Raw genomic sequence first — 21,675 nt, forward strand, 5'->3', positions numbered from 1 at the left:
TGCCCTACTCGAGTGAGCAGGGCCTGCGGCACGGCGCGCCCGGCCTCGCCGTCGAGGACATGGCGGCGGCGCTCACCCTGCTGGCCGTCGCGGCTGTAACGTCCGGCGGCGCTCCGGTGGACGGTGACCTGCGCGAGGCGGCGGGCGCGGAGCACTAGCAGGCTGATATCCGGCGGCGGCGCTGGAGTTAAAGTGCTGGAGCCGGAGTAGGAGTTGGAGCCGGCATCGGCGGCGGCAAGGCTGGTCCTGACGGCACTGCGGCGGCACTGGAGGCCGAGTGGGAATCAGCCGGAGCCGGCGCTGTCCGTTCCGTCCTCACGCCGTCGTTTCCGCAGGAATGCAGGGCGGCGTGGCGGGCGCTCGCGGTAGCCGCCGTCGGAAAGCCCTGCCGACCGTTCAAAGACGTTGCGCGACGCCGGATCCCCGGTGCGCAGCAGCGACCAGGCTGCGGCGGTGAAGTACAAGGGTAGAAACGGCAGGCCGAGGCTTGCTGCGTACTGGAGTGCATGCCTCGATTCGTGGGCCAGCAGTGCCTCGGTGGCCTGCGTACGGCTCCCGCGGAGGAACACCACGCTGCCCACGGTGAAGGCCCGGGCCCGTGGAAGTGATCCGGTGAAGCCCTCGGCCAGGAGGAGCCCATGTGGTCCGCGCGAGACCGCGCACCCTTTGAGACGGGCAAGGAGCAGGCCGCAGGGTGTGGAGAGGTTGAGCCAGTTGAGTGCGCGGACCGGCGACGACGGGAAGGCCATGCGGCCATCGTAGCGGCGCGTCAATTAGACTTGCCCTGCCGGAGCGCTTCGAGCGCGCCGGCTTCCCATGAGCGGCACGCGCAGGTCAGCTGTGCTGCCGGACACGCGAACGAAAGTGCCAGGTAGGCCATCCGAATGTCGAAATTCCCAGAGCAGGACGGCGGGATCAGCACTGCCGTCGAAATCCCCGATCCGCTGGATGCTGCCGCGGTGGGCGCCGCCGTCGAGCGTGCCCTTGCCGACATCGCCTCCGCCGCTGATCTCGAGGAGCTGAAGTCCGTCCGGATCGCCCACACCGGCGAGAAATCGGCGCTGAGCCTGGCGAACCGGGGTATCGGTGCCCTCGCCAAGGAGCAAAAGGCCGCGGCCGGCAAGAATATCGGCCCCGCACGCGGCCGTATCAGCCAGGCTCTGGCCGCACGCGGCGTCGAGCTGGAGGCTGAGAGAGACGCCCGGATCCTGATCGAGGAGGCGGTGGACGTCACTGCCGCACCACGACGGCGCCGTGCAGGCGCGCGACACCCGCTCTCGACCCTGCAGGAACGGGTGTCCGACGTCTTCGTGGGCATGGGCTGGGAAATCGCCGAGGGACCGGAGCTGGAGTCGGAGTGGTTCAATTTCGACGCCCTGAACTTCGCGCCCGACCACCCGGCGCGCGAGATGCAGGACACCTTCTTCGTGGAGCCCCCCGGCGCCCACCTCGTGCTGCGGACCCACACCTCACCCGTGCAGGTCCGTTCGATGCTGGAGCGCGAACTTCCCATCTACGTGCTGTGCCCGGGCAAGGTCTTCCGCACCGATGAACTCGATGCAACGCACACCCCGGTGTTCCACCAGTTCGAGGGCCTCGCCATCGACAAGGGGCTCACCATGGCGGACCTCGTCGGAACGCTCGACCATTTCACGCAGCAGCTGTTCGGGGCGGAAGCCAAGGTGCGCCTGCGACCCAACTTCTTCCCCTTCACCGAACCCAGCGCGGAGCTCGACGTCTGGCACCCCGGCGCGAAGGGTGGGCCGCAGTGGATCGAGTGGGGAGGCTGCGGGATGGTCAACCCCAACGTGCTGCGCGCCGCGGGCATCGACCCGGAGGTCTACTCCGGCTTCGCCTTCGGCATGGGCATCGAGCGGGCCCTCATGTTCCGCAACGAGGTCAGCGACATGCGGGACATCATCGAGGGCGACATACGTTTCAGCGAACACTTCGGGATGGAGATCTAAATGAGAATCCCCCTTTCATGGCTGCGCGAATACGCAGCGGTACCGGCCGGCGCAACGGCCGAGGACGTCATGGCGGACCTGGTTCGGGTGGGCCTCGAGGAAGAGGCCGTCCATCGGCCCACGGATGAGCTGAAGGGCCCCATCGTGGTGGGCCAGGTGCTCAGCATCGTCAAGGAACCGCAGACCAACGGCAAGACCATCAACTGGTGCTCGGTGCGCGTCGTGCCGGAGGGCGCTGCCCAGGAGATCGACGGCGACGGCATCGATCCGAGCGGCGTGCAGGGAGTCGTCTGCGGGGCGCACAACTTCGAAGAAGGCGACAAGGTGGTGGTCACGCTGCCGGGCGCCGTCCTTCCCGGAGATTTCCGCATCAGCCCGCGGAAAACCTATGGGCATGTGTCGGCGGGCATGATCGCCTCCGTGAAGGAGCTCGGCATCGGGGAGGACCACGACGGCATCCTCGTCCTCTCCACACTGGGACTCGACCCTGAACTGGGCACCGACGCGATGGAGCTCCTCGGTCTGTGTGACGAGGCCGCCGAGATCAATGTCACCCCCGACCGGGGCTACTGCTTCTCGATCCGCGGAGTGGCCCGCGAGTACGCGCACGCCACTGGGACTGCGTTCACAGACCCGGCCGGCGCCGTCGTCGTTCCGGAGTCGACAGCGAGCGGCTACCCGGTGCGTCTCGAGGATACGGCTCCGATCTACGGCCGGCCGGGCTGCGACCGTTTTGTGGCTCGTACCATCCGCGGCGTCGACCCCACGCGTCCCACGCCGCCCTGGCTGTCGGCACGCCTGCGCCTGGCCGGGATCCGGTCCATCTCGCTGGTGGTCGATGTCTCGAACTACGTGATGCTCGAACTCGGCCAGCCGCTGCACTTCTACGATCTCGACCGGCTGGCCGGCGACATCGTGGTGCGCCGCGCTCTCCCGGGGGAAAAGCTCACCACGCTCGACGATCGGGTCCGCGCGCTCGACACCGGGGATCTCCTTATCACCGACGACTCGGGGCCGATCGGCATCGCTGGGGTCATGGGAGGAGCCGCGACCGAGGTTTCGTCGAGCACCGTCAACGTCCTGATCGAGTCGGCACACTTCGAGGAGGTGGGCATCGGGCGCTCGCGCCGCCGTCACAAGTTGCCCTCGGAGGCCTCCAAGCGCTTCGAACGCGGGGTGGACTGGAACGTCGCGGACATCGCCGCGCAGCGCGCCGTCGAGCTCATCACGAGCCTGGCCGGCGGTACCGCGGATCCCACGGCGACCGACGAGGGCCACGCCCCCGCGCCGCGCGTCATCGACCTCCCCGGCGATTTCCCGTCCCGGCTGATCGGGCGGGAATTCACGCCGGAGCAGATCACCGGGGCCCTCGAGGACCTCGGAGCGTCGGTCACCGCGCACGACGCCGGCTACGCCGTCACGCCTCCCAGCTGGCGACCCGACCTCGAAACGCGCGAGGACCTGACCGAGGAGATCATCCGGCTCGAGGGCTACGACAGCATTCCGTCCACGCTCCCCGTGGCGCCTCCGGGACGCGGGCTCACCCGCGTGCAGCAGCAGCGCCGTCGCCTGATGAATGCGCTCGCGGCATCGGGCCTCACCGAGGTGCTCTCCTACCCCTTCGTCAGTGAACGGAGCAACACGGTCTTCGGAAGCGCCGACGAGGGGGCCGACGTGGCGGCAGTGAAGCTCGCCAACCCGTTGAGCGCTGAACTGGGCTACCTCCGCACATCGGTGCTGCCGGGGCTCATCGAGGTGGCCACACGAAACCACTCGAGGGGCTTCCGTGACCTCGCACTGTTCGAAGCCGGCCTGGTCTTCCATCCCGGTGGGACCATGGGGACCAAATCCATTCCTCCGCTGGGCGTTCTGCCCTCCGAGAAGACACTCGACGCGCTGTACGAAGGGATTCCTCACCAGCCGCTCACCATCGCCGCCGTGTTCACCGGCAACGACGCGCCCGTCTCGGCGGGATCCACCCCACGGGCGTGGGACTGGGCCGACGCACTCGATACGGTGCGGCTGATGGCCGACGTGGTGGGGGTCGACGTTGTTCTGGAACAGGGCACCCACCAGGCGTTCCACCCCGGACGGACCGCCCGGGTGGCCCTGCGCGACGGTGAGGTGCTGGGCTACGCGGGCGAGCTGCATCCGAAACTGATCGCCGCGCTCGATCTGCCCGTGCGGTCGGTGGCCCTCGAAATCAACGCCGATCTTATCTTCGAGGCCGCGGCGGATGTCATCGTCGCCCGCCCGTTGTCCTCGTTCCCCGCGACCACGCAGGATGTGGCTCTCGTGGTGGACGGCGGTGTGGTGGCCTCCGAGGTCCTCGAGACGCTCCGGGAAGGTGCAGGCGAGTTGCTCGAGGACGTTCGCCTTTTCGACGTGTACTCGGGCCAGGGCATCCCCGAAGGCAGCAAGTCGCTTGCCTTCGCGCTGCGCTTCCGGGCGCCCGATCGCACCCTCACCGCGGATGAGGCGAGCGCGGCGCGGGATGCCGCCGTCGCACTTGCATCGACCCGTTTCGGGGCCGCCCAGCGGCGCTGATCCCGGTATTGTGGATCCGTTCCGGGAGCGCGTAGCGGGTTGCCCAACTTTGAGGTCCGGTACCGGTCGATAACCCGCGTGTCGCGCCACGACACGCGGGTCGGCCGCTAATAGGTGGGCAGGACGCCACCCCTCCGGAATCGAGCCTCGAAATCAAGCTTGAAGGTGCACACGACAGCGGCCCCTCGGGAAATCCCGAAGGGCCGTTCGTGCAACGTGCCAGCTGATCAGGCCGTGCTTTCCGTCGCTCCGGGAGCGCCGGCCGCGGCAGTCCTCCCGGTCAGGGGATCAGGAGGACCTTGCCCGTGGTGCGCCGGGCCTGCAGGTCCTCGTGCGCCTGCGCGGCCTCCGCCAGGGGATAGCGTGCCCCGATGCGGACATTCAGCTGCCCGGCGGCGATGGCCCCGAACAGTTCCTCCGACCGCCACCGGCGTTCCTCGGGGCTGCGCAGGTGATGCACCAGGGATGGCCTCGTAAGAAAGAGGGACCCCCCACTGTTGAGCCGCTGCGGGTCGAACGGGGCCGGGGCACCGGAGGCCGCCCCATACAGCACCATGGTGCCGCGGACGCGCAGGCTCTTCAGTGAATCGTCGAACGTGGACTTTCCGACGCCGTCGTACACCACGTCGACGCCGGTACCGTCGGTCAGCGCGTGCGTCGCGTCGGCGAAGCCCTCGTAGGGCAGTACCTCGTCAGCACCGGCCCCGCGGGCCAGTTCCTCCTTCTCCGGGGTGGACACCGTGGTGAAGACCCGTGCACCCTTGGCCTTCAGGAGCTGGATCAGGAGAAGGCCCACGCCACCGGCGCCGGCGTGCGCCAGCACCGTCATCCCGGGTTCCACCGGAAAAGTGGAGTTGATGAGATAGTGCGCCGTCATGCCCTGGAGGGGAACGGCCGCCGCGGTTTCCAGGTCGATACCCTCGGGCACCGGGAGGGCGCGGTCGGCGTCGACGAGCGCGTACTCGGCGTAGGTCCCGATCCCCTCGGCGAACGCCACCCGGCTCCCGGGGGTGAAACCTGCGGCATCCGAGCCCACTTCCTCCACCACACCGGCAGCCTCGGCCCCGGGCGTGAAGGGGTGCGACATGGAATAGGCCCCGCTGCGCTGATACGTCTCGATGAAGTTGACCCCGGCCGCGGCGACCCGGACGAGCAGTTGGTTCCTTCCCGGAACGGGCCTCGCGGCGTCCTGCGGCTTCAGTACTTCCGGGCCGCCCGGCTGTTCGACGACGATGGCAAGGGGCATGATCGGGTCTCCATTCGTGATGCGCAAAGGGTTGGAGCCCATGCTATTCCCTCGGACCGGTGCACCGTCGAAAAGTGAATAATTATGTCGCGCTTTGTATATATGTGGGGTAGGGTCGTGCCATGCCTTTTTCGATAGCGGTGTCAGGTGCCAGCGGTTATGCAGGCGGCGAGCTCCTCCGCCTGCTTGCGGCCCATCCCGATGTCAGTATTGGTGCCATCACTGCGCACAGCAACGCGGGGGCGAAGCTCGGAACGCTTCAGCCGCACCTGCATGCGCTGTCCGACCGGATCCTCGAGGACACGACGGTCGAGGCGCTGTCCGGCCACGACGTCGTGTTCCTCGCCCTTCCACACGGCGCCAGCGCCGATATCGCGGCGCAACTGCCGGCCGAGACACTCGTGATCGACGCCGGCGCGGACCACCGGCTGGAGGACCCGCAGGCCTGGGTGAAGTTCTACGGATCCGCGCACGCCGGCACGTGGCCCTACGGGCTCCCCGAACTCGCCGGCAACCGTGCAGCGCTGCGCGGTGCGCGTCGTATCGCGGTGCCGGGGTGCTACCCCACGAGCGTCCTGCTGGCCCTCGCCCCCGGTTTCGCCGCCGGGTTGCTCGAGCCGGACGACGTCGTCGTGGTGTCCGCATCCGGCACCTCCGGAGCAGGCAAGGCAGCGAAGGCACACCTGCTGGGCTCGGAAGTGATGGGCGGCATGAGCCCCTACGGAGTGGGTGGCGGCCACCGGCACACCCCCGAGATCGAGCAGGGACTCGGCAATGCGGCAGGCGAACCCGTGACGGTCTCCTTCACGCCGACCCTCGCTCCCATGGCACGCGGCATCCTCACCACCGCGACGGCGCGCGTGAAGCCAGGCACGACGGCGGAACAGCTACGCCGCGCCTGGGAGGACGCCTACGGGAACGAACCGTTCGTGAGGCTGCTGCCCGAGGGCCAATGGCCGGCGACCAAGGCGGTGCTGGGATCGAATTACGCGAACCTGCAGCTCGCCTCGGACGGGCATGCAGGGCGCGTCATCGTCAGCTGCGCCATCGACAACCTCACCAAGGGCACCGCCGGCGGAGCGATCCAGTCCATGAACCTCGCCCTCGGCCTCGACGAGACCGCGGGCCTGACCATCCAGGGAACCGCACCATGAGCATCACCTACCCCGGCGGGTTCCGCGCATCGGGCGTGACCGCAGGGCTCAAGGCCTCAGGCAAGCCCGACGTCGCACTGGTGGTCAACGACGGGCCGCTGCACTCCGCTGCGGCCGTCTTCACCTCCAACCGGGTGGCCGCCGCCCCCGTGCACTGGTCGCGGCAAGTGGTCGCGGACGGACGCGTGGACGCCGTCGTCCTCAACTCAGGCGGCGCCAACGCCTGCACAGGGCACGAGGGCTTCCAGAACACGCACCGCACCGCCGAGGCGGTGGCAGGCCTGTTGGGGATCTCAGCCACCGACGTCTTCGTCTGTTCGACCGGCCTGATCGGCGAACAGCTACCCATGGACAAGCTCCTGCCGGGAGTCGGAGCCGCAGCCGGGGGATTGAGTACTGCCGGTGGCGCGTCCGCGGCCGAGGCGATCCGCACCACGGACACCGTTTCCAAGGAGGCCCGCTACCCGGCGTCCGCCGACTCGGTGAGCGAGGGCTACTCGATCGGCGGCATGGCCAAGGGTGCCGGCATGCTGGCACCGGGCCTGGCCACCATGCTCGTGGTGCTCACAACCGACGCCGTCCTGCGTCCGGAGCAGCTGGACACGGCACTGCGTGCCGCCACGCGGGTCAGCTTCGACCGCACCGATGCCGACGGGTGCATGTCGACGAATGACACGGTGGTGCTGCTCACCTCGGGCGCCAGCGGCGTGACACCCGACGAGGCGCACTTCACGAAAGCTCTGACCGACGTCTGCCTCGACCTGGCGGCACAACTCATCACCGATGCCGAGGGCGCGAGCCACACCATCGCCATCACCACGGTCCGTGCCGCGAGCGAGCACGACGCCGAAACGGTGGGTCGCGCCGTCGCCCGCTCCAATCTCTTCAAGACCGCGATTTTCGGCAACGACCCCAACTGGGGACGCGTGCTGTCCGCCGTCGGAACCACGGACGCCGTGTTCGAGCCGGATGAGCTGAACGTGTCGATGAACGGCATCCAGATCTGCCGGAACGGTGGGATCGGGGATTCCCGCGACCTCGTGGACCTGAGCGGACGGGACGTCACCGTCGAAATAGACCTGCAGGCCGGATCCGCCGCTGCGACCATTTGGACCAACGACCTCACACACGACTACGTGCATGAGAACTCGGCCTACTCAAGCTGATGGGAACCCGTACCGTGACACCGACAGCACTCCCGGCGAGCACCCTGCTGGCCCAGGACAAGGCCTCCACCCTCATCGAGGCCCTGCCCTGGATCCAGCGCTTCGCCGGAACCACCATGGTCATCAAGTACGGCGGGAACGCCATGGTCAACGAGGAGATGCGGCGCGCCTTCGCCGAGGACATCGTGTTCCTGCACCACGTGGGCATCCGGCCGGTGGTGGTCCACGGAGGAGGGCCGCAGATCAACCAGCTCCTTGAACGCCTTGGAATCACCCCTGAGTTCAAGGGCGGGCTGCGCGTCACCACCCCAGAGACCATGGACGTGGTCCGCATGGTCCTGACCGGCCAGGTGGGGCGCGAACTCGTGGGCCTGATCAATTCGCACGGCCCCTATGCGGTGGGGCTCTCGGGCGAGGACGGCGGCCTGCTGCAGGCCGTCCGCACCGGCACCGTGGTGGACGGAAAGGACGTGGACCTCGGCCTCGTGGGGGAAGTCACCCGCGTGAACCCGGGCGCCATCCTGGATATCCTCGAGGCCGGCCGCATCCCCGTCATCTCGACCGTGGCTCCGGAAATCGACGCCGACGGCGGAGCCACGCAGCAGGTGCTCAACGTGAACGCGGACACTGCCGCCGCAGCGCTCGCGGAAGCCCTCGGCGCGTCGAAGCTTGTGATCCTGACCGATGTCGAAGGCCTGTACGCCGACTGGCCCGACCGGGAATCGCTCCTCTCCTCGGTCACCACCACACAGCTTCGCAACATGCTGCCGTCGCTCGAATCGGGGATGATCCCCAAGATGAAGGCCTGCCTGCGGGCGGTGGAGAACGGCGTCGAGCGTGCACATATCGTCGACGGGCGCCTGGCACACTCGATGCTGCTCGAAACATTCACCACCGCGGGCATCGGCACGCAGGTGGTGCCGGACGGCATTGCGCCGGCTGGCGTCGTGCCGGACGGCATTGCGCCGGCCGGCGTCGTGATCGAGGAGCCGGCTGCGGGCGGTGCCTTGATCGAGGCGCCGGCCGCGGGTAGCGCCCTCTCCGGTGCGGAGTGGCTCTCGCGGTACACCGGCTCCCTGATGGGCGTCTTCGGTACGCCGCAGCGCGTCCTCGTGCGCGGTGACGGCTGCTACGTGTGGGACGCGGACGGAAACCGGTACCTCGATCTCCTCGGCGGGATAGCGGTCAATGCCCTCGGACACGCCCATCCTGCGCTCACCTCGGCCGTCTCGCACCAGTCCGCGACCCTCGGACACGTGTCGAACTTCTTCACGAGCCCTCCCCAGATCGCCCTTGCGGAGAAGCTTCTTTCCCTGGCCAAGGCGCCCCCGGGCTCGAAGGTGTTCTTCACCAATTCCGGCACCGAGGCACTCGAAGCGGCTTTCAAGCTGGCGCGGCGCAACAGCTCGCGGACCCGCAGCAGGATCCTGGCATTGGAGGGCGCATTCCATGGCCGCACCATGGGGGCCCTCGCACTGACCTCGAAGCCCGCCTACCGGGAACCCTTCGAACCGTTGCCCGGTGGCGTGGAGCACCTGCCGTTCGGTGACATCGACGCACTGATCGCGGCCGTGGATGACACGGTGGCCGCCGTCGTCCTCGAGCCGGTCCAGGGTGAGGCCGGTGTGCGCCCGCTCCCGCCCGGTTATCTGAGCGCCGCACGCGAGGTGACGAACCGCCATGGAGCGCTCCTGATCCTCGACGAGGTGCAGTCCGGGATGGGCCGCACCGGGGAGTGGTTCGCGCACCAGGCCGACGGCGACAAGGACGCAGTGCTTCCCGACGCCATGACGCTGGCCAAGGGCCTGGGTGGAGGCTTCCCGATCGGGGCCCTCGTGACCTTCGGTGACACGGTGTCGTCCCTGATCACCGTGGGCCAGCACGGCACCACCTTCGGGGGGAACCCGGTGGCGACGGCGGCAGGCCTCGCCACCATCGACGCACTCGAAACCGGCGGTCTACTGCAGCACGCCGCCGCCGTCGGCAGCTACCTGCGGGAAGGCCTTGCGCAGGTGCCCGGGGTCACGGCGATCCGGGGGAGCGGGCTGCTGCTCGGGTTCGACGTCGACGGCGGGTACGCGCCCTCCGCCGTGACCGCGGCCCTCGCCGCCGGGTTCATTCTCAACAGCACGGGCCCGCGGACCCTCCGGCTGGCACCGCCGCTGATCCTGGCCGAGGACCAGGCCGGATCCTTCCTCTCAGCCCTCCCGGCAGTGCTGGAGACCGCCAGGACCGCCTTCTCCGAAACCTCCGCCCAAGGAGCCCCCTTATGACCCGGCACTTCCTCATCGACACCGACCTCACGCCGGCTGAACAGGCGGAAGTCCTCGACCTTGCGCTCGAGCTGAAGGCGAACCCGTACGCCGAGGCCGTCTACGCGGGGGAGGGCGCCGGGCGCCGCACTGTCGCGTTGATCTTCGACAAGACCTCGACGCGGACCCGCGTCTCCTTCGCCGCGGGGATCGCGGACCTCGGCGGCGTTCCGCTGGTGATCGGTTCCGGGGAATCGCAGCTCGGCCATAAGGAGTCCATCTCCGATACGGCGCGGGTACTCGCGCGGATGGTCGCGACCATCGTCTGGCGGACCTACGCGCAGGCGGGGCTCGAAGAAATGGCTGCGGCATCGCGGGTGCCCGTCATCAACGCGCTCTCCGATGACTACCACCCCTGCCAGCTCCTGGCCGACCTCCTCACCATCCGGGAGCACAAGGGACCACTCGCCGGGCTCACCCTGGCCTATCTCGGCGATGCGGCGAACAATATGGCGAACTCCTACCTGCTCGCGGGGGCGACGGCGGGGATGCACGTGCGCATCTCCGGGCCGCAGGGCTTCCTGCCGACCGAGTCCGTCGTCGCCGCTGCACGGCTCCGGGCCGCGGAAACCGGCGGCTCGGTGCTCGTCACCACTGATGCCGCCGAGGCGCTTGCGGGAGCCGACGCCGTCGCGACGGACACCTGGGTCTCCATGGGCCAGGAGGACGAGAAGGCCGCGCGGTCGGAGCTCTTCCGCGCGTACGCGGTCGATGCCGGCGCCCTCGCGCTCGCGGCGCCGGACGCCGTCGTCCTCCACTGCCTGCCCGCCTACCGCGGCTACGAGATATCCGCAGAGGTGATCGACGGACCGCAGTCCGTGGTGTGGGACGAGGCCGAGAACCGGCTCCATGTGCAGAAGGCTCTTCTGGTGTGGCTGATGAAGGCGTCCCCGGCGTCCCCGGCGTCCTCAGCGTCCCAGGCGGACGGGGAATGACGGCCATGGCAGCGCAGCGTGATCCCGTCCATCCGACCACGAAGATCGCACGCCACGCGCAGATCAGGGCCCTGCTCACCAGCCGATCGGTGCGCTCGCAGGCCGAACTGGCCGCCCTGCTCGGTGCCGGCGGCGTCCTTGTCACGCAGGCCACGCTGTCCCGGGACCTCGTTGAACTCGGCGCCGTGCGCGTCCGGGGGAAGGAGGGAACGCTGGTCTACGCCGTGCCCGCCGAGGGTGGCGGCCGCGCTCCGCAGAGCGGGATCACCCAGGAGATCCTCGACGCACGCCTGACCCGGCTGTGCGGTGAGCTGCTGGTCACCGCGGAGGGGTCCGGCAACCTCGTGATCCTGCGGACCCCTCCCGGGGCCGCCAATTTTCTTGCCCTGGCCATCGACCACTCGGTGATGCCGTCGATTCTTGGCAGTATTGCCGGTGACGACACCGTCATGCTGGTGACACGCAAGGTCGACGGCGGCGCGGAGGTTGCCGAGCGCTTTCTGGGCCTCGCACAGGAAACCTGACGTCCTGCTTTTTTCCACAACCATTGGCCGGTACCCACATCGGCCCCACAAGAGGAGCATATTTCCGTGACCGAACGCATTGTTCTCGCCTATTCCGGCGGACTCGACACCTCAGTGGCCATCGGCTGGATCGCCGAAGCCACCGGCGCCGAAGTGATCGCCGTCGCCGTCGATGTCGGGCAGGGCGGCGAATCGCTCGAAACCATCCGCCAGCGTGCGCTGAGCTGCGGCGCCGTGGAGGCGTACGTAGCGGACGCCCGCGACGAGTTCGCCAACGAGTACTGCATGCCGGCGCTCAAGGCCAACGCCCTGTACATGGACGCCTACCCGCTGGTGTCCGCGATCTCGCGCCCGGTGATCGTCAAGCACCTCGTGGCGGCGGCGCGCCAGTTCGGTGCCACCACGGTGTCCCACGGCTGCACCGGCAAGGGCAACGACCAGGTCCGCTTCGAGGTGGGTATCCAGACCCTCGGCCCCGACCTCAAGTGCGTCGCGCCCGTGCGTGACCTCGCGCTGACCCGTGACAAGGCGATCGCCTTCGCGGAGGCCAAGGGCCTGCCGATCGAGACCACCAAGAAGAACCCGTTCTCCATCGACCAGAACGTCTGGGGACGCGCCGTCGAGACCGGCTTCCTCGAGGACATCTGGAACGGACCCACCAAGGACGTCTACGACTACACCGCGTCACCCGAATTCCCGCCCGCCGCGGACGAGGTGACCATCAGCTTCCGAGAGGGCATTCCCGTCGCGATCGACGGCCACGCGGTCACGCCGCTCCAGGCCATCGAGGAGCTCAACCGCCGTGCCGGCGCGCAGGGCGTGGGCCGCATCGATATCGTCGAGGACCGCCTCGTGGGCATCAAGAGCCGCGAGATCTACGAGGCCCCCGGTGCCATGGCACTGATCGCCGCACACCGCGAACTCGAGAACGTCACCGTCGAGCGCGAACAGTCCCGCTTCAAGAAGACCGTCGACCAGCGCTGGACCGAACTGGTCTACGACGGTCAGTGGTTCTCCCCGCTCAAGCGTTCACTGGAGACCTTCATCGACGACACCCAGAAGTACGTCACGGGAGACATCCGCATGGACCTCCATGGTGGCCGTGCCACCGTCACCGGGCGCCGCTCCGACGTCGCGCTCTACGACTTCAACCTCGCCACCTACGACTCCGGCGACACCTTCGACCAGTCGATGGCCCGCGGTTTCATCGAGATCTTCGGTCTGTCCTCGAAGGTGGCCTCGAGCCGGGACCAGCGGGCGGGCGCCTGATGGGTCCAACTCAAGACGGCGAGGGGTCCCCGGTTGAGCGGAGCGAGATTGGGGGGCACCCGGTGGGCCCACGGGCGCAGGGGTCCCCGGTTGAGCGGAGCGAGATTGGGGGGCACCCGGGGACGAATGCAGGAGCGCTCTGGGGCGGCCGGTTCGCCGGCGGCCCCGCCGATGCCCTCGCGGCGCTCAGTAAGTCGACGCACTTCGACTGGCGCCTCGCGGTCTACGACATCGAGGGCTCCCGGGCGCATGCCCGGGTCCTGAACCGGGCCGGGTTGCTCGACGACGAGGAACTCGCCGGGATGCTCGATGCCTTGGACCGTCTTGACGCGGATGTGCGCTCCGGGGCGTACGTGCCCGCTGACTCCGATGAGGACGTCCACGGGTCCCTCGAGCGCGGGCTCATCGAGCGCGCCGGGCCGGAGCTCGGCGGTAGACTCCGCGCGGGGCGCTCCCGGAACGACCAGGTGGCCACGCTCGGCCGGATGTACCTGCGGGACCATGCCCGGATCATCGCGCGGGGAACCCTGGCCACCATCGAATCCCTTGTCGGCCAGGCCCGGACTCACGCCGGCGTGCCCATGCCGGGGCGCACGCACCTCCAGCACGCTCAGCCGGTGCTGCTCAGCCACCACCTGCTGGCGCATGCGTGGGCGCTGTTGCGCGACGTCCAGCGGCTGCAGGACTGGGACCGGCGCGCCGCGATCTCGCCCTATGGCTCCGGCGCCCTCGCCGGTTCCTCCCTCGGGCTCGACCCCGAGGCTGTTGCCGCTGACCTCGGGTTCTCTTCGGCCACCCACAACTCGATCGACGGCACTGCATCCCGCGATGTATATGCCGAGTTCGCGTGGGTGGCCGCGATGATCGGCGTCGATCTGTCCCGGATCAGCGAGGAAATCATTATCTGGGCCACGAAGGAGTTCTCCTTCGTGACCCTCGACGATTCCTTCTCCACCGGGTCCTCGATCATGCCGCAGAAGAAGAACCCCGATGTCGCCGAGCTGGCGCGTGGCAAGGCGGGGCGCCTGATCGGGAACCTGACCGGGCTCATGGCCACCCTGAAGGGGCTGCCGCTCGCGTATAACCGGGACCTGCAGGAAGACAAGGAACCCGTGTTCGACGCCGCGGACACCCTTGAGGTACTGCTGCCCGCGGTGTCCGGGATGATCGCGACGCTCACGTTCAACACCGAGCGCATGGCGGCGCTCGCTCCGCAGGGTTTCGCCCTGGCCACGGACATCGCCGAGTGGCTGGTGCGTCAGGGAGTGCCCTTCCGCGAAGCGCACGAACTGTCGGGAGCGGCGGTTCGGGTGGCCGAGGGCCGCGGCGTCGAACTGTGGGACCTGACCGACGCGGAGTTCGCCGCCATCTCGGAGCACCTCACGCCCGCTGTCCGGGAGGTCCTGACCGTGGAGGGGTCACTGGCCAGCCGGAATTCGCAGGGCGGGACAGCGCCTGCGGCGGTGGCGCGCCAGCTGGAGGTGCTCGAGGGGGAGTTGGCCGCGGTGGCGGGGTACGTCGAGGGACGGTAGCTTTCCGCGCCGGAACCGCACCCCCCCAAGCCCATCGAGTGCGCAGCGATCACCGGATTCTCCCCGGAATTCGGTCATCGCTGCGCATTCGATGCCGGGCCAGCCACGCATCCGGACTGCCCACCCGAAGGAAGCAGTTCCTCCGCTACGCCTGCCGCGAAGCGCGTTGACACCGCGGGGGCGCCCCAGCACATTGGAAGAATGCAGCCTTCCAGCGAGCGCGCCAGACTGAGCGAATTCTGGCCCTACCTCCGGGGCCATGGCGGTGTCCTCGGCGCTGCCGCCGTCGTCTCGCTGGTCGCGACGGCGCTGTCCGTGGTGCAGCCGCTGATGGTCCAGCAGCTGGTCAACGCGGTTTCGGCCGGCAACCCGGGCGGCCGTTTCGTCTGGCTGCTCGTCGCGATCACACTTGCGGGAGCCGTTTTCAATGCAGGACAGTCCTACCTCCTGCAGCGCACCGCCGAATCGGTGGTTCTTGGCCTCCGGCGCTCGCTCATCGGGCACCTGCTCAGTCTGCCGATCCGCGAGTTCGATCGGCGCCGCGTCGGCGACCTCATGTCCCGAGTCGGCTCCGACACCACCCTTCTGCGCAGCGTCATCACGTCCGGACTCTTCGACATCGTGTCCTCGGTGCTGATGTTCGTCGCCGCCGTCGTGCTCATGATCCTCCTCGACCCGCTCCTGTTCGGCATCACCCTCGGTGCCGTGGTCCTCGGGACGGGCGGCGTGCTGATGCTGGGCTCACTCATCCGGAAGCGGAGCAAGGATGTGCAGGACGCCGTCGGCGCAATGTCCGCCGCTGTCGAGCGCGGGCTGTCCGGCATCCGCACCATCAAGGCCTCCGTCGCCGAACAGCGTGAAGCCGCCGTGATCGATGCCGAGGCCGTCAGCGCGTTCCGCGCCGGAATCGCCATGGCGAAGCTGCAGGCCGCCGTGCAGCCCATCATGTCCGTCTGCATCCAGGGTGCCTTCATCGTGGTGCTCGCGGTCGGCGGCCTCCGCGTGGCCAGCGGCGCCCTCCAGTTGGGAGACCTCCTGGCCTTCATCCTCTACCTGTTCCTGCTCGTCCTGCCGATCGGTTCGGCGATGAGCGCCTTCGTGCAGATCCAGTCGGGGCTCGCTGCCTTGGACCGCATCCAGGAGATCGCACGGCTCGAGCCAGAAAACGCGGACGAGCACGAGCACGAGCAGGCGAACGAGTACGAGCACGACGGCGGCAGCGCCGGCGTGGCGAACGCTGGAGCCCCTTACAGCGGCACCGGCACTCTAGCCGATGCCAGCACCATAGCTAGTGCTAGCGCTAGTGCTAGTGCCGGCGCCGCCGGTCCTGGCGTCATGATTGGGGGAGGACCCGGCACACGAGCCCCATCGCTGGAGATGCGGAACGTACGGTTCCGGTACGACCGCGATGAGCAGTCCGAGCAGCTTCCTCGATCACCTGAGGACGAAGCAACGCAGGACACAAGCGCCGGGAATGCAGCGCCCGGCGCCCCATGGGTCCTCGATGACGTCTCCTTCACCGTTCCCGCCGGAAGCCGCACCGCCCTCGTCGGACCGTCAGGGGCAGGCAAATCGACGGTGCTGGCCCTCCTCGAGCGTTTCTACGAACCGGACTCCGGCAGCATCTCCTACAACGGAGTGCCGATCCGGAGCGTGCCCCGCTCAGCACTCCGGCAGCGGATGGGCCTCGTCGAGCAGGAGGCCCCGGTACTCAGCGGCACCCTCGCGGACAATCTCCGCCTCGCCGCCCCGATGGCGAGCAATCCTGAACTCGAGGCCGCACTCGACGCCGTCGGGTTGACCGAGCTTATCGGCCGGTCGGAGGATGGGCTGCAGCTCAACCTCGGCGAGGACGGCGTGCGGCTGTCGGGCGGGCAGCGCCAGCGCCTCGCGTGGGCGCGCACCATCCTCGCGGACCGGCCGGTGCTCCTGCTGGACGAACCGACGTCGTCCGTGGACTCGCGGACCGAACAGCTGCTACAGCAGACCCTCGGTAGGGCGGCGCGGAACCGCACCGTCGTGGTCGTGGCCCACCGGCTCTCGACCGTCGCCGACTTCGACCAGATCCTCGTGCTCGACGGCGGCCGGGTGGTGGCGGGCGGCACGCATGTCGAACTTCTGGCCGGCAACGAGCTGTACCGCGACATGGCAGCACGGCAGCGGCTCACCGTGGACGTACTGGAGGGCCCACCGCGCGCAGGTGCCGGCAGGCGTACCGGACGCTAGAAGAGGACTGTCGCGGCTCCCTGCTCACGGTCGAGGAGGCGCTGCTTGATCTCCAGCCCCCACCGGAATCCGCCCAGCGAGCCGTCCGTGCGGACGACCCGGTGGCAGGGCACGAAGAGGGCAGCGGCGTTCCGGGCGCAGGCCCCGGCCGCGGCCCGCACCGCTCCGGCGCTTCCGGTGAGCTCGGCATACTGTGTGTAGGTCACGGGCGCGCCGGGCCGGACCGTGCGGAGGACGTCCCAGGCGTGGCTGCGGAACGGCCCGGAGACCTGGCGCACCACGACGCCGTCGATCGCCGCGAGGTCGCCGTCGTAGTAGGCCTGCACCGCTTCGGTCATGGACGTCAGCCCGGGAGATTCCCGCCCGTCGATCGGGTGCCTCAGACTTGGGTGGATCTGTCCGGTCAGCTCGTCCACGGAGGCGGTCCAGCCCGAGGAGAGGACAGCGCCGCCGGCTTCGATGATGGTGAACGGTCCATCGGGGGTGGAAATGGTCGCCACGGATGCTGGCGGGAGGAGTGTGCTGGTCATGGAGTCGCTTCCTCGGCTGGGATCGATCGGGAACTGATTGCGGTCGGGATGGACGCGGAGCGCCACAGGTGGATCGTCGCGTAGGACCGCCAGGGGCTCACTCCGGCGAGGGCACGGGCCACGTCGCGGTCCGTCTGCTTCCGGGGCACCGCAGGTGAGCCCCGCCCGGTCAGTGCCACCCATGCATTGCACACCGCGGCGTCATTGCCGAGCAGGACGTCGGTGGCCCCGAGCACGCGCATGGCCACGTAGTCCGCCGTCCAGGGGCCGATGCCCGTTACCGGGAGAAGCTTCCCGCGGAGGCTCTGCAGATCGTCGCCGACGCCGATGTCGAGGCTCCCTTCGGCCAACGCCTCCGCCGTGGCGCGGACGGCCTCGACACGCTGGGCCGGTCCGCGCAGCAGGTCGGCCGCGGAAGCCGCGATCTCCATAGCCGAGGGGAAAAGGCGGGTGAAACCGTCGACGGCGAGGCGCGGTTCACTGCCTGCAGCGGCGAGGACGGTCAACGCACCGGTGGCGGCCTTGACCGTCACCTGCTGCCCGATCAGAGCACGCATGAGGATCTCGTGCGGGTCCACGCCGCCCGGCAACCGGATCCCGGGAACCTTCCTGACCAGTGGCGCGAGGTCGGGGTGCTGTGCCAGCACCGCGTCCACGGCCGCCGGATCGGCGTCGAGATCGAACAGCCGCCGGATCCGCGTCAGCAGGACGGGAAGATCCGCGAGTTTCTCGAGGACGATCGAGACCCTCATTCCTGCCTTCCCTCCCTGACCAGACCCGGACGCCGCTACTGCCTCGGCCCGGAACCAGCCGTGACCGCCCGGCAGTCGGACCAGCCGCGCGTACCCGGTCGAGGACGCCTCCTCGATCCCGCGAACGGCCCGGGCCTCGAGGAAGGCGAAGATGCCATTGTCATAGGGAAGCCGGACCGGAAGCGTCAGGGTGAGGGTGGTGTAGCCGCCGTCGACGGCGCGCGCCCGGTGGGGGCTCGCTCCCCGGAGCTGCGAGGGAGTGAGTGCATACACCTCGGCCACCGTGTCGTTGAACTGACGGATACTGCTGAAACCGGCGGCGAATGCGACGTCGGAAAATCGCAGGTCCGTCCCCGTCAGCAGGGTGCGGGCTGTCTGCGCACGCGCCGCACGGGCAAGGGCGAGCGGGCCGGCTCCGAGTTCCTCGCGCAGGATCCGGTTCAGCTGGCGCGTCGAGTACCCGAGCCGCAGGGCAAGGCCGCCGACTCCGGAGCGATCCACTTCGCCGTCGGCGATCAGGCGCATCGCACGCCCCGCGGCGTCATTGCGGAGGTTCCACTCAGGCGTGCCCGGCACTGCCTCCGGCAGGCACCGCTTGCAGGCCCGGAAACCTGCTTCGTGGGCGGCGGCGGACGTTCGGTAGAACGTGACATTCGCCGGTTTCGGGGTGCGCGCAGGGCACGACGGCCGGCAGTAGATGCCCGTCGAGGACACTGCGGTGACGAATTGGCCGTCGAAACGCGTGTCCCGCGAATCGATTGCCCGGTACCGCTGCCAGAAGTCCATTGCTCCATCCTGTCAGTGCCGCGGGCCGCAAGCTAGCGGGAATCGGACATCACCCTGGCGTGCGGTCCTCCTCCTCGCCGCGGACTTTGCTAGCGTTCATGGGGTGGTTCTCCCTACCCCGCCTCCTCCTTCCTCCGCCCCCGCCGGGACGCGCGACCGACTCTCGGTCAGTGCGCTCGAGGCGGCGCCGCTGCTCCTGGGAGCAGCGCTCACCCACTCCGACGACGACGGGGCGGTCAGCCTGCGCATCACCGAGGTGGAGGCGTACCTCGGGCCGGCGGACCCCGGGTCGCATGCCTTCCGGGGCCGGACCGCCCGGAACAACTCGATGTTCGGCCCGGCCGGGCACCTCTACGTCTACTTCACCTATGGCATGCACTACTGCGTCAATGTGGTGTGCGGGACCGACGGTTGGGCTACGGGTCTGCTGCTCCGCGCGGGGGAAGTGACCGGCGGTTTCGACCTTGCCCGCCGGCGCCGGAACACGCCCAGAACCGACCTCGACCTCGCGCGCGGGCCGGCCCGGCTCGCGCAGGCACTCGGGCTCGACAGGCGCTATGACGGCGCTGATGCGCTGGCTCCGCCCTTCACCCTCACACTGCCGTCCGAGCCGGTTCCACCGTCGGGCTACTCCACCGGTCCGCGGGTCGGGGTGAGCGGCCCAGGAGGCTCCACCGACTACCCCTGGCGCTTCTGGCTGCCCGGGGAGCCCACCGTCTCGCGGTACCGGCCGGGTAAGCCCCCGAAGGACCGTGGGGTGGTCGGGTGAAGGACAGCCCCATCGCAGGGCATGCGCCGTCGTCGGCTGCTCCGGAACCCTGGAGCGCGAAGGACAGGAGAGCGAAGTCCTGGAGCGCGAAGGACTGGAGCGCGAAGGACTGGAGCGCGAAGGGCCGGCCGACCGGGAGCGGTTCGCAGGGCACCGCCTGCACGTCGTGGCGCCCGCAGGGGACTTCCGCACGCTAGAATTGACGGTCTGTCTTTCTCGGGAGGGAACCCCCATGCATGAAACATCCCAGGCGAAAGCCGAACTGGAGCACGAGCGCGGGTACGTCGACGGCCTGTACCGGAGGCTGGACGACCTCCGCGCCGAGAAAGCGCAGCAGTTGGCCGAGGTGCGGCGAAGCGCCTCCGCGGGTTCGCACCAGAACCGGTCGGAACGCGATGCCTTCGCCACGATGTACGAGGACCGCCTCGCGCAGCTGAACGCGGTGGATGACCGGCTCGTGTTCGGGCGCCTGGACCTCGACGACGGCGACAAGCGCTACATCGGCCGCATCGGCCTGTCCGACGACGAACTGCGCCAGCTCATGGTCGACTGGCGTGCGCCGGAGGCCGGCACCTTCTACCAGGCCACGGCTTTCGAACGCATGGGCGTGCGGCGGCGCCGCCATCTGATTCTCGCCAGGCGCGACGTCGTCGCCATCGAGGACGATGTGCTCGACGTCGACATGCTCGGCGACGACGACTCCCTGCAGGGCGAAGGCGCCCTGCTCGCGGCACTGAATACCCGCAGGACCGGCCAGATGTCCGACATCGTGGGCACCATCCAGGCCGAACAGGACCGCATCATCCGCGCCCCGCTGCCCGGTATCACCGTGGTCCAGGGCGGCCCGGGCACCGGAAAGACCGCCGTGGCACTGCACCGCGCAGCCTACCTGCTGTACACGCACCGCGAACGCCTCAAATCGGCCGGCGTCCTGCTCGTCGGGCCCACCGACGCCTTCATGCGCTACATCGAACGAGTGCTGCCCTCGCTGGGGGAGACCGGCGTGGTCATGGCAGGGATCGGCACCCTGATGCCCGGGATCACCACGATCCCCGAGCCGGACGAGGAAGCCGCCGCACTCAAGGGGAGCCTCGACATGGCGCGCGTCGTCAGACAAGCCGTCGCCAACCGGCAGCGGGTGCCCGCCGAGGACAAGCGGCTCAATGTCGAGGGAACCCGGCTCACGCTGACGCCGCGGCAGGTGGCACGGGCGCGCGAACGCGCACGGGCCACCGGAAAGCCGCACAACGAGGCCCGCGTGACCTTCGTCCGGATCCTCCTGCGGGAGCTGACCGAGCAGCTGCTGGAGACCCTCGAGGCGTCGTCGGGCGCGGGAAACAATGCCGACCGCTCCTACCTGGCGGAGGATGTGCGGAGCTCGCGGGACGTCCGGATCGCGCTGAACCTCGCCTGGATGCCGCTCACTCCCCAGAAACTGATCTCGGAGCTGCTCACCCGCCCCGACCACCTGGCTGCCGCTGCGCCCGGGCTCAGCGACGCAGAGCGCGCGCTCCTCCTGAGGTCGGCCGCCGCACCCTGGACCGAGGCCGACGTCCCACTGCTCGATGAGGCCGCGGAGCTCCTCGGCGAGTTCGACGTTTCGGCCGGGCGAAGTGCCGCCGCGCGCGAACAGGAGCAGCGCCGCGACCTCGCCAATGCCGAGCGCACGCTGGAGAACGTGAACGAATCACTTGCTGACTCGGGAGTCGACGGCGTCGTCACGGCAGAGGCCCTGGCGCTCCACAACACGGTAACCGTCACAAGGGCGACCGCCGCGGAACGCGCAGCCGGTGATCGCACCTGGGCCTTCGGGCACATCGTGGTGGACGAGGCGCAGGAGCTTTCGCCCATGCAGTGGCGTCTGCTCATGCGACGGTGTCCGCTGAAATCCTTCACCATCGTGGGTGACATCGCGCAGACCAGCTCGGCCGCGGGATCCCGGTCCTGGCAGCAGGCGCTC

The 21,675-nt window shown here is 69.0% G+C and carries 16 protein-coding genes and 1 pseudogene; 13 read left to right on the forward strand and 4 right to left on the reverse strand.

Annotated features, from left to right (window positions below; translation table 11 throughout):
- Nucleotides 1-284: 284 nt before the first annotated feature.
- Complete coding sequence (locus tag Y705_RS16140) at nucleotides 285-749, reverse strand: eCIS core domain-containing protein (RefSeq protein WP_049822005.1); 465 nt, start codon at nucleotides 747-749, stop codon at nucleotides 285-287.
- Between the two features lie 135 nt (nucleotides 750-884).
- On the opposite strand from Y705_RS16140, the gene pheS reads away from it, so the two are divergent.
- Nucleotides 885-1,967 carry a phenylalanine--tRNA ligase subunit alpha gene (pheS, locus tag Y705_RS0100015; protein WP_049822006.1) on the forward strand — a complete coding sequence of 361 codons (1,083 nt, stop codon included), beginning with the start codon at nucleotides 885-887 and terminating at the stop codon, nucleotides 1,965-1,967.
- A complete protein-coding gene (gene pheT, locus Y705_RS0100020; protein WP_026531380.1) occupies nucleotides 1,968-4,514 on the forward strand; it encodes a phenylalanine--tRNA ligase subunit beta in 2,547 nt (848 codons plus the stop codon).
- Nucleotides 4,515-4,794: 280 nt separating this feature from the next.
- Here pheT and Y705_RS0100025 read toward each other — a convergent pair whose 3' ends face one another.
- Nucleotides 4,795-5,760 (reverse strand): quinone oxidoreductase family protein, encoded by a 966-nt coding sequence (locus tag Y705_RS0100025; protein ID WP_026531381.1) that lies wholly within the window; start codon nucleotides 5,758-5,760, stop codon nucleotides 4,795-4,797.
- Between the two features lie 122 nt (nucleotides 5,761-5,882).
- Between Y705_RS0100025 and argC the strand changes: the two genes are divergently transcribed.
- The 9 genes and pseudogenes from argC to Y705_RS16150 all read left to right on the forward strand — a co-directional run bounded on the left by argC (nucleotide 5,883) and on the right by Y705_RS16150 (nucleotide 16,878).
- Entirely contained in the window at nucleotides 5,883-6,914 is a 1,032-nt protein-coding gene (argC, locus tag Y705_RS0100030) for an N-acetyl-gamma-glutamyl-phosphate reductase (RefSeq protein ID WP_026531382.1), read from the forward strand.
- Nucleotides 6,911-8,080 carry a bifunctional glutamate N-acetyltransferase/amino-acid acetyltransferase ArgJ gene (gene argJ, locus Y705_RS0100035; protein ID WP_026531383.1) on the forward strand — a complete coding sequence of 390 codons (1,170 nt, stop codon included), beginning with the start codon at nucleotides 6,911-6,913 and terminating at the stop codon, nucleotides 8,078-8,080. Before argC ends, argJ begins: the two co-directional genes overlap by 4 nt.
- A pseudogene (gene argB / locus Y705_RS22815) lies at nucleotides 8,080-9,021 on the forward strand (acetylglutamate kinase); the annotation flags it as partial. The gene argJ and the pseudogene argB, both read left to right, overlap by 1 nt.
- Before the next feature lie 39 nt (nucleotides 9,022-9,060).
- Nucleotides 9,061-10,353, forward strand: coding sequence for an acetylornithine transaminase (locus Y705_RS22560; protein ID WP_049822010.1), 1,293 nt, complete (start codon nucleotides 9,061-9,063; stop codon nucleotides 10,351-10,353).
- Nucleotides 10,350-11,327: an ornithine carbamoyltransferase gene (argF, locus tag Y705_RS16145; protein ID WP_049822007.1), complete on the forward strand. Its 978-nt coding sequence runs from the start codon at nucleotides 10,350-10,352 to the stop codon at nucleotides 11,325-11,327. Before Y705_RS22560 ends, argF begins: the two co-directional genes overlap by 4 nt.
- 5 nt (nucleotides 11,328-11,332) lie before the next feature.
- On the forward strand, nucleotides 11,333-11,851 hold the full coding sequence (locus Y705_RS0100050) for an arginine repressor (protein ID WP_026531385.1): 519 nt from the start codon (nucleotides 11,333-11,335) through the stop codon (nucleotides 11,849-11,851).
- 66 nt (nucleotides 11,852-11,917) lie between these two features.
- Nucleotides 11,918-13,120: an argininosuccinate synthase gene (locus Y705_RS0100055; RefSeq protein WP_026531386.1), complete on the forward strand. Its 1,203-nt coding sequence runs from the start codon at nucleotides 11,918-11,920 to the stop codon at nucleotides 13,118-13,120.
- Nucleotides 13,120-14,652 (forward strand): argininosuccinate lyase, encoded by a 1,533-nt coding sequence (gene argH / locus Y705_RS0100060; protein ID WP_081737642.1) that lies wholly within the window; start codon nucleotides 13,120-13,122, stop codon nucleotides 14,650-14,652. Before Y705_RS0100055 ends, argH begins: the two co-directional genes overlap by 1 nt.
- A 201-nt stretch (nucleotides 14,653-14,853) precedes the next feature.
- Complete coding sequence (locus Y705_RS16150) at nucleotides 14,854-16,878, forward strand: ABC transporter ATP-binding protein (RefSeq protein ID WP_049822008.1); 2,025 nt, start codon at nucleotides 14,854-14,856, stop codon at nucleotides 16,876-16,878.
- On the opposite strand, the gene Y705_RS0100070 is transcribed toward Y705_RS16150, so the two are convergent.
- Together Y705_RS0100070 and Y705_RS16155 are read right to left on the reverse strand one after the other, a co-directional pair.
- Nucleotides 16,875-17,408 carry a methylated-DNA--[protein]-cysteine S-methyltransferase gene (locus Y705_RS0100070; RefSeq protein WP_026531388.1) on the reverse strand — a complete coding sequence of 178 codons (534 nt, stop codon included), beginning with the start codon at nucleotides 17,406-17,408 and terminating at the stop codon, nucleotides 16,875-16,877. The two genes, Y705_RS16150 and Y705_RS0100070, sit on opposite strands and share 4 nt — an antisense overlap.
- Nucleotides 17,405-18,946 carry an AlkA N-terminal domain-containing protein gene (locus Y705_RS16155; RefSeq protein ID WP_049822009.1) on the reverse strand — a complete coding sequence of 514 codons (1,542 nt, stop codon included), beginning with the start codon at nucleotides 18,944-18,946 and terminating at the stop codon, nucleotides 17,405-17,407. The genes Y705_RS0100070 and Y705_RS16155 overlap by 4 nt, the downstream gene beginning before the upstream one ends.
- Before the next feature lie 103 nt (nucleotides 18,947-19,049).
- Here Y705_RS16155 and Y705_RS0100080 point away from each other — a divergent pair, with 103 nt between their 5' ends.
- Nucleotides 19,050-19,715: a DNA-3-methyladenine glycosylase gene (locus tag Y705_RS0100080; RefSeq protein ID WP_026531389.1), complete on the forward strand. Its 666-nt coding sequence runs from the start codon at nucleotides 19,050-19,052 to the stop codon at nucleotides 19,713-19,715.
- A gap of 232 nt (nucleotides 19,716-19,947) precedes the next feature.
- A partial coding sequence (locus Y705_RS0100085) for a HelD family protein (protein ID WP_026531390.1) occupies nucleotides 19,948-21,675 on the forward strand: 1,728 nt, incomplete at its 3' end.

Origin of the sequence: Arthrobacter sp. H41 (genome assembly GCF_000520535.1) — a bacterium.
Lineage (GTDB): Bacteria > Actinomycetota > Actinomycetes > Actinomycetales > Micrococcaceae > Arthrobacter_D.

Bases quoted from the DNA above. Each gene is read 5' to 3' on its own strand.
- Y705_RS16140 (WP_049822005.1), bottom strand. From the start codon at position 749: ATGGCCTTCCCGTCGTCGCCGGTCCGCGCACTCAACTGGCTCAACCTC.
- pheS (WP_049822006.1), top strand. From the start codon at position 885: ATGTCGAAATTCCCAGAGCAGGACGGCGGGATCAGCACTGCCGTCGAA.
- pheT (WP_026531380.1), top strand. From the start codon at position 1,968: ATGAGAATCCCCCTTTCATGGCTGCGCGAATACGCAGCGGTACCGGCC.
- Y705_RS0100025 (WP_026531381.1), bottom strand. From the start codon at position 5,760: ATGCCCCTTGCCATCGTCGTCGAACAGCCGGGCGGCCCGGAAGTACTG.
- argC (WP_026531382.1), top strand. From the start codon at position 5,883: ATGCCTTTTTCGATAGCGGTGTCAGGTGCCAGCGGTTATGCAGGCGGC.
- argJ (WP_026531383.1), top strand. From the start codon at position 6,911: ATGAGCATCACCTACCCCGGCGGGTTCCGCGCATCGGGCGTGACCGCA.
- argF (WP_049822007.1), top strand. From the start codon at position 10,350: ATGACCCGGCACTTCCTCATCGACACCGACCTCACGCCGGCTGAACAG.
- Y705_RS0100050 (WP_026531385.1), top strand. From the start codon at position 11,333: ATGGCAGCGCAGCGTGATCCCGTCCATCCGACCACGAAGATCGCACGC.
- argH (WP_081737642.1), top strand. From the start codon at position 13,120: ATGGGTCCAACTCAAGACGGCGAGGGGTCCCCGGTTGAGCGGAGCGAG.
- Y705_RS16150 (WP_049822008.1), top strand. From the start codon at position 14,854: ATGCAGCCTTCCAGCGAGCGCGCCAGACTGAGCGAATTCTGGCCCTAC.
- Y705_RS0100070 (WP_026531388.1), bottom strand. From the start codon at position 17,408: ATGACCAGCACACTCCTCCCGCCAGCATCCGTGGCGACCATTTCCACC.
- Y705_RS16155 (WP_049822009.1), bottom strand. From the start codon at position 18,946: ATGGACTTCTGGCAGCGGTACCGGGCAATCGATTCGCGGGACACGCGT.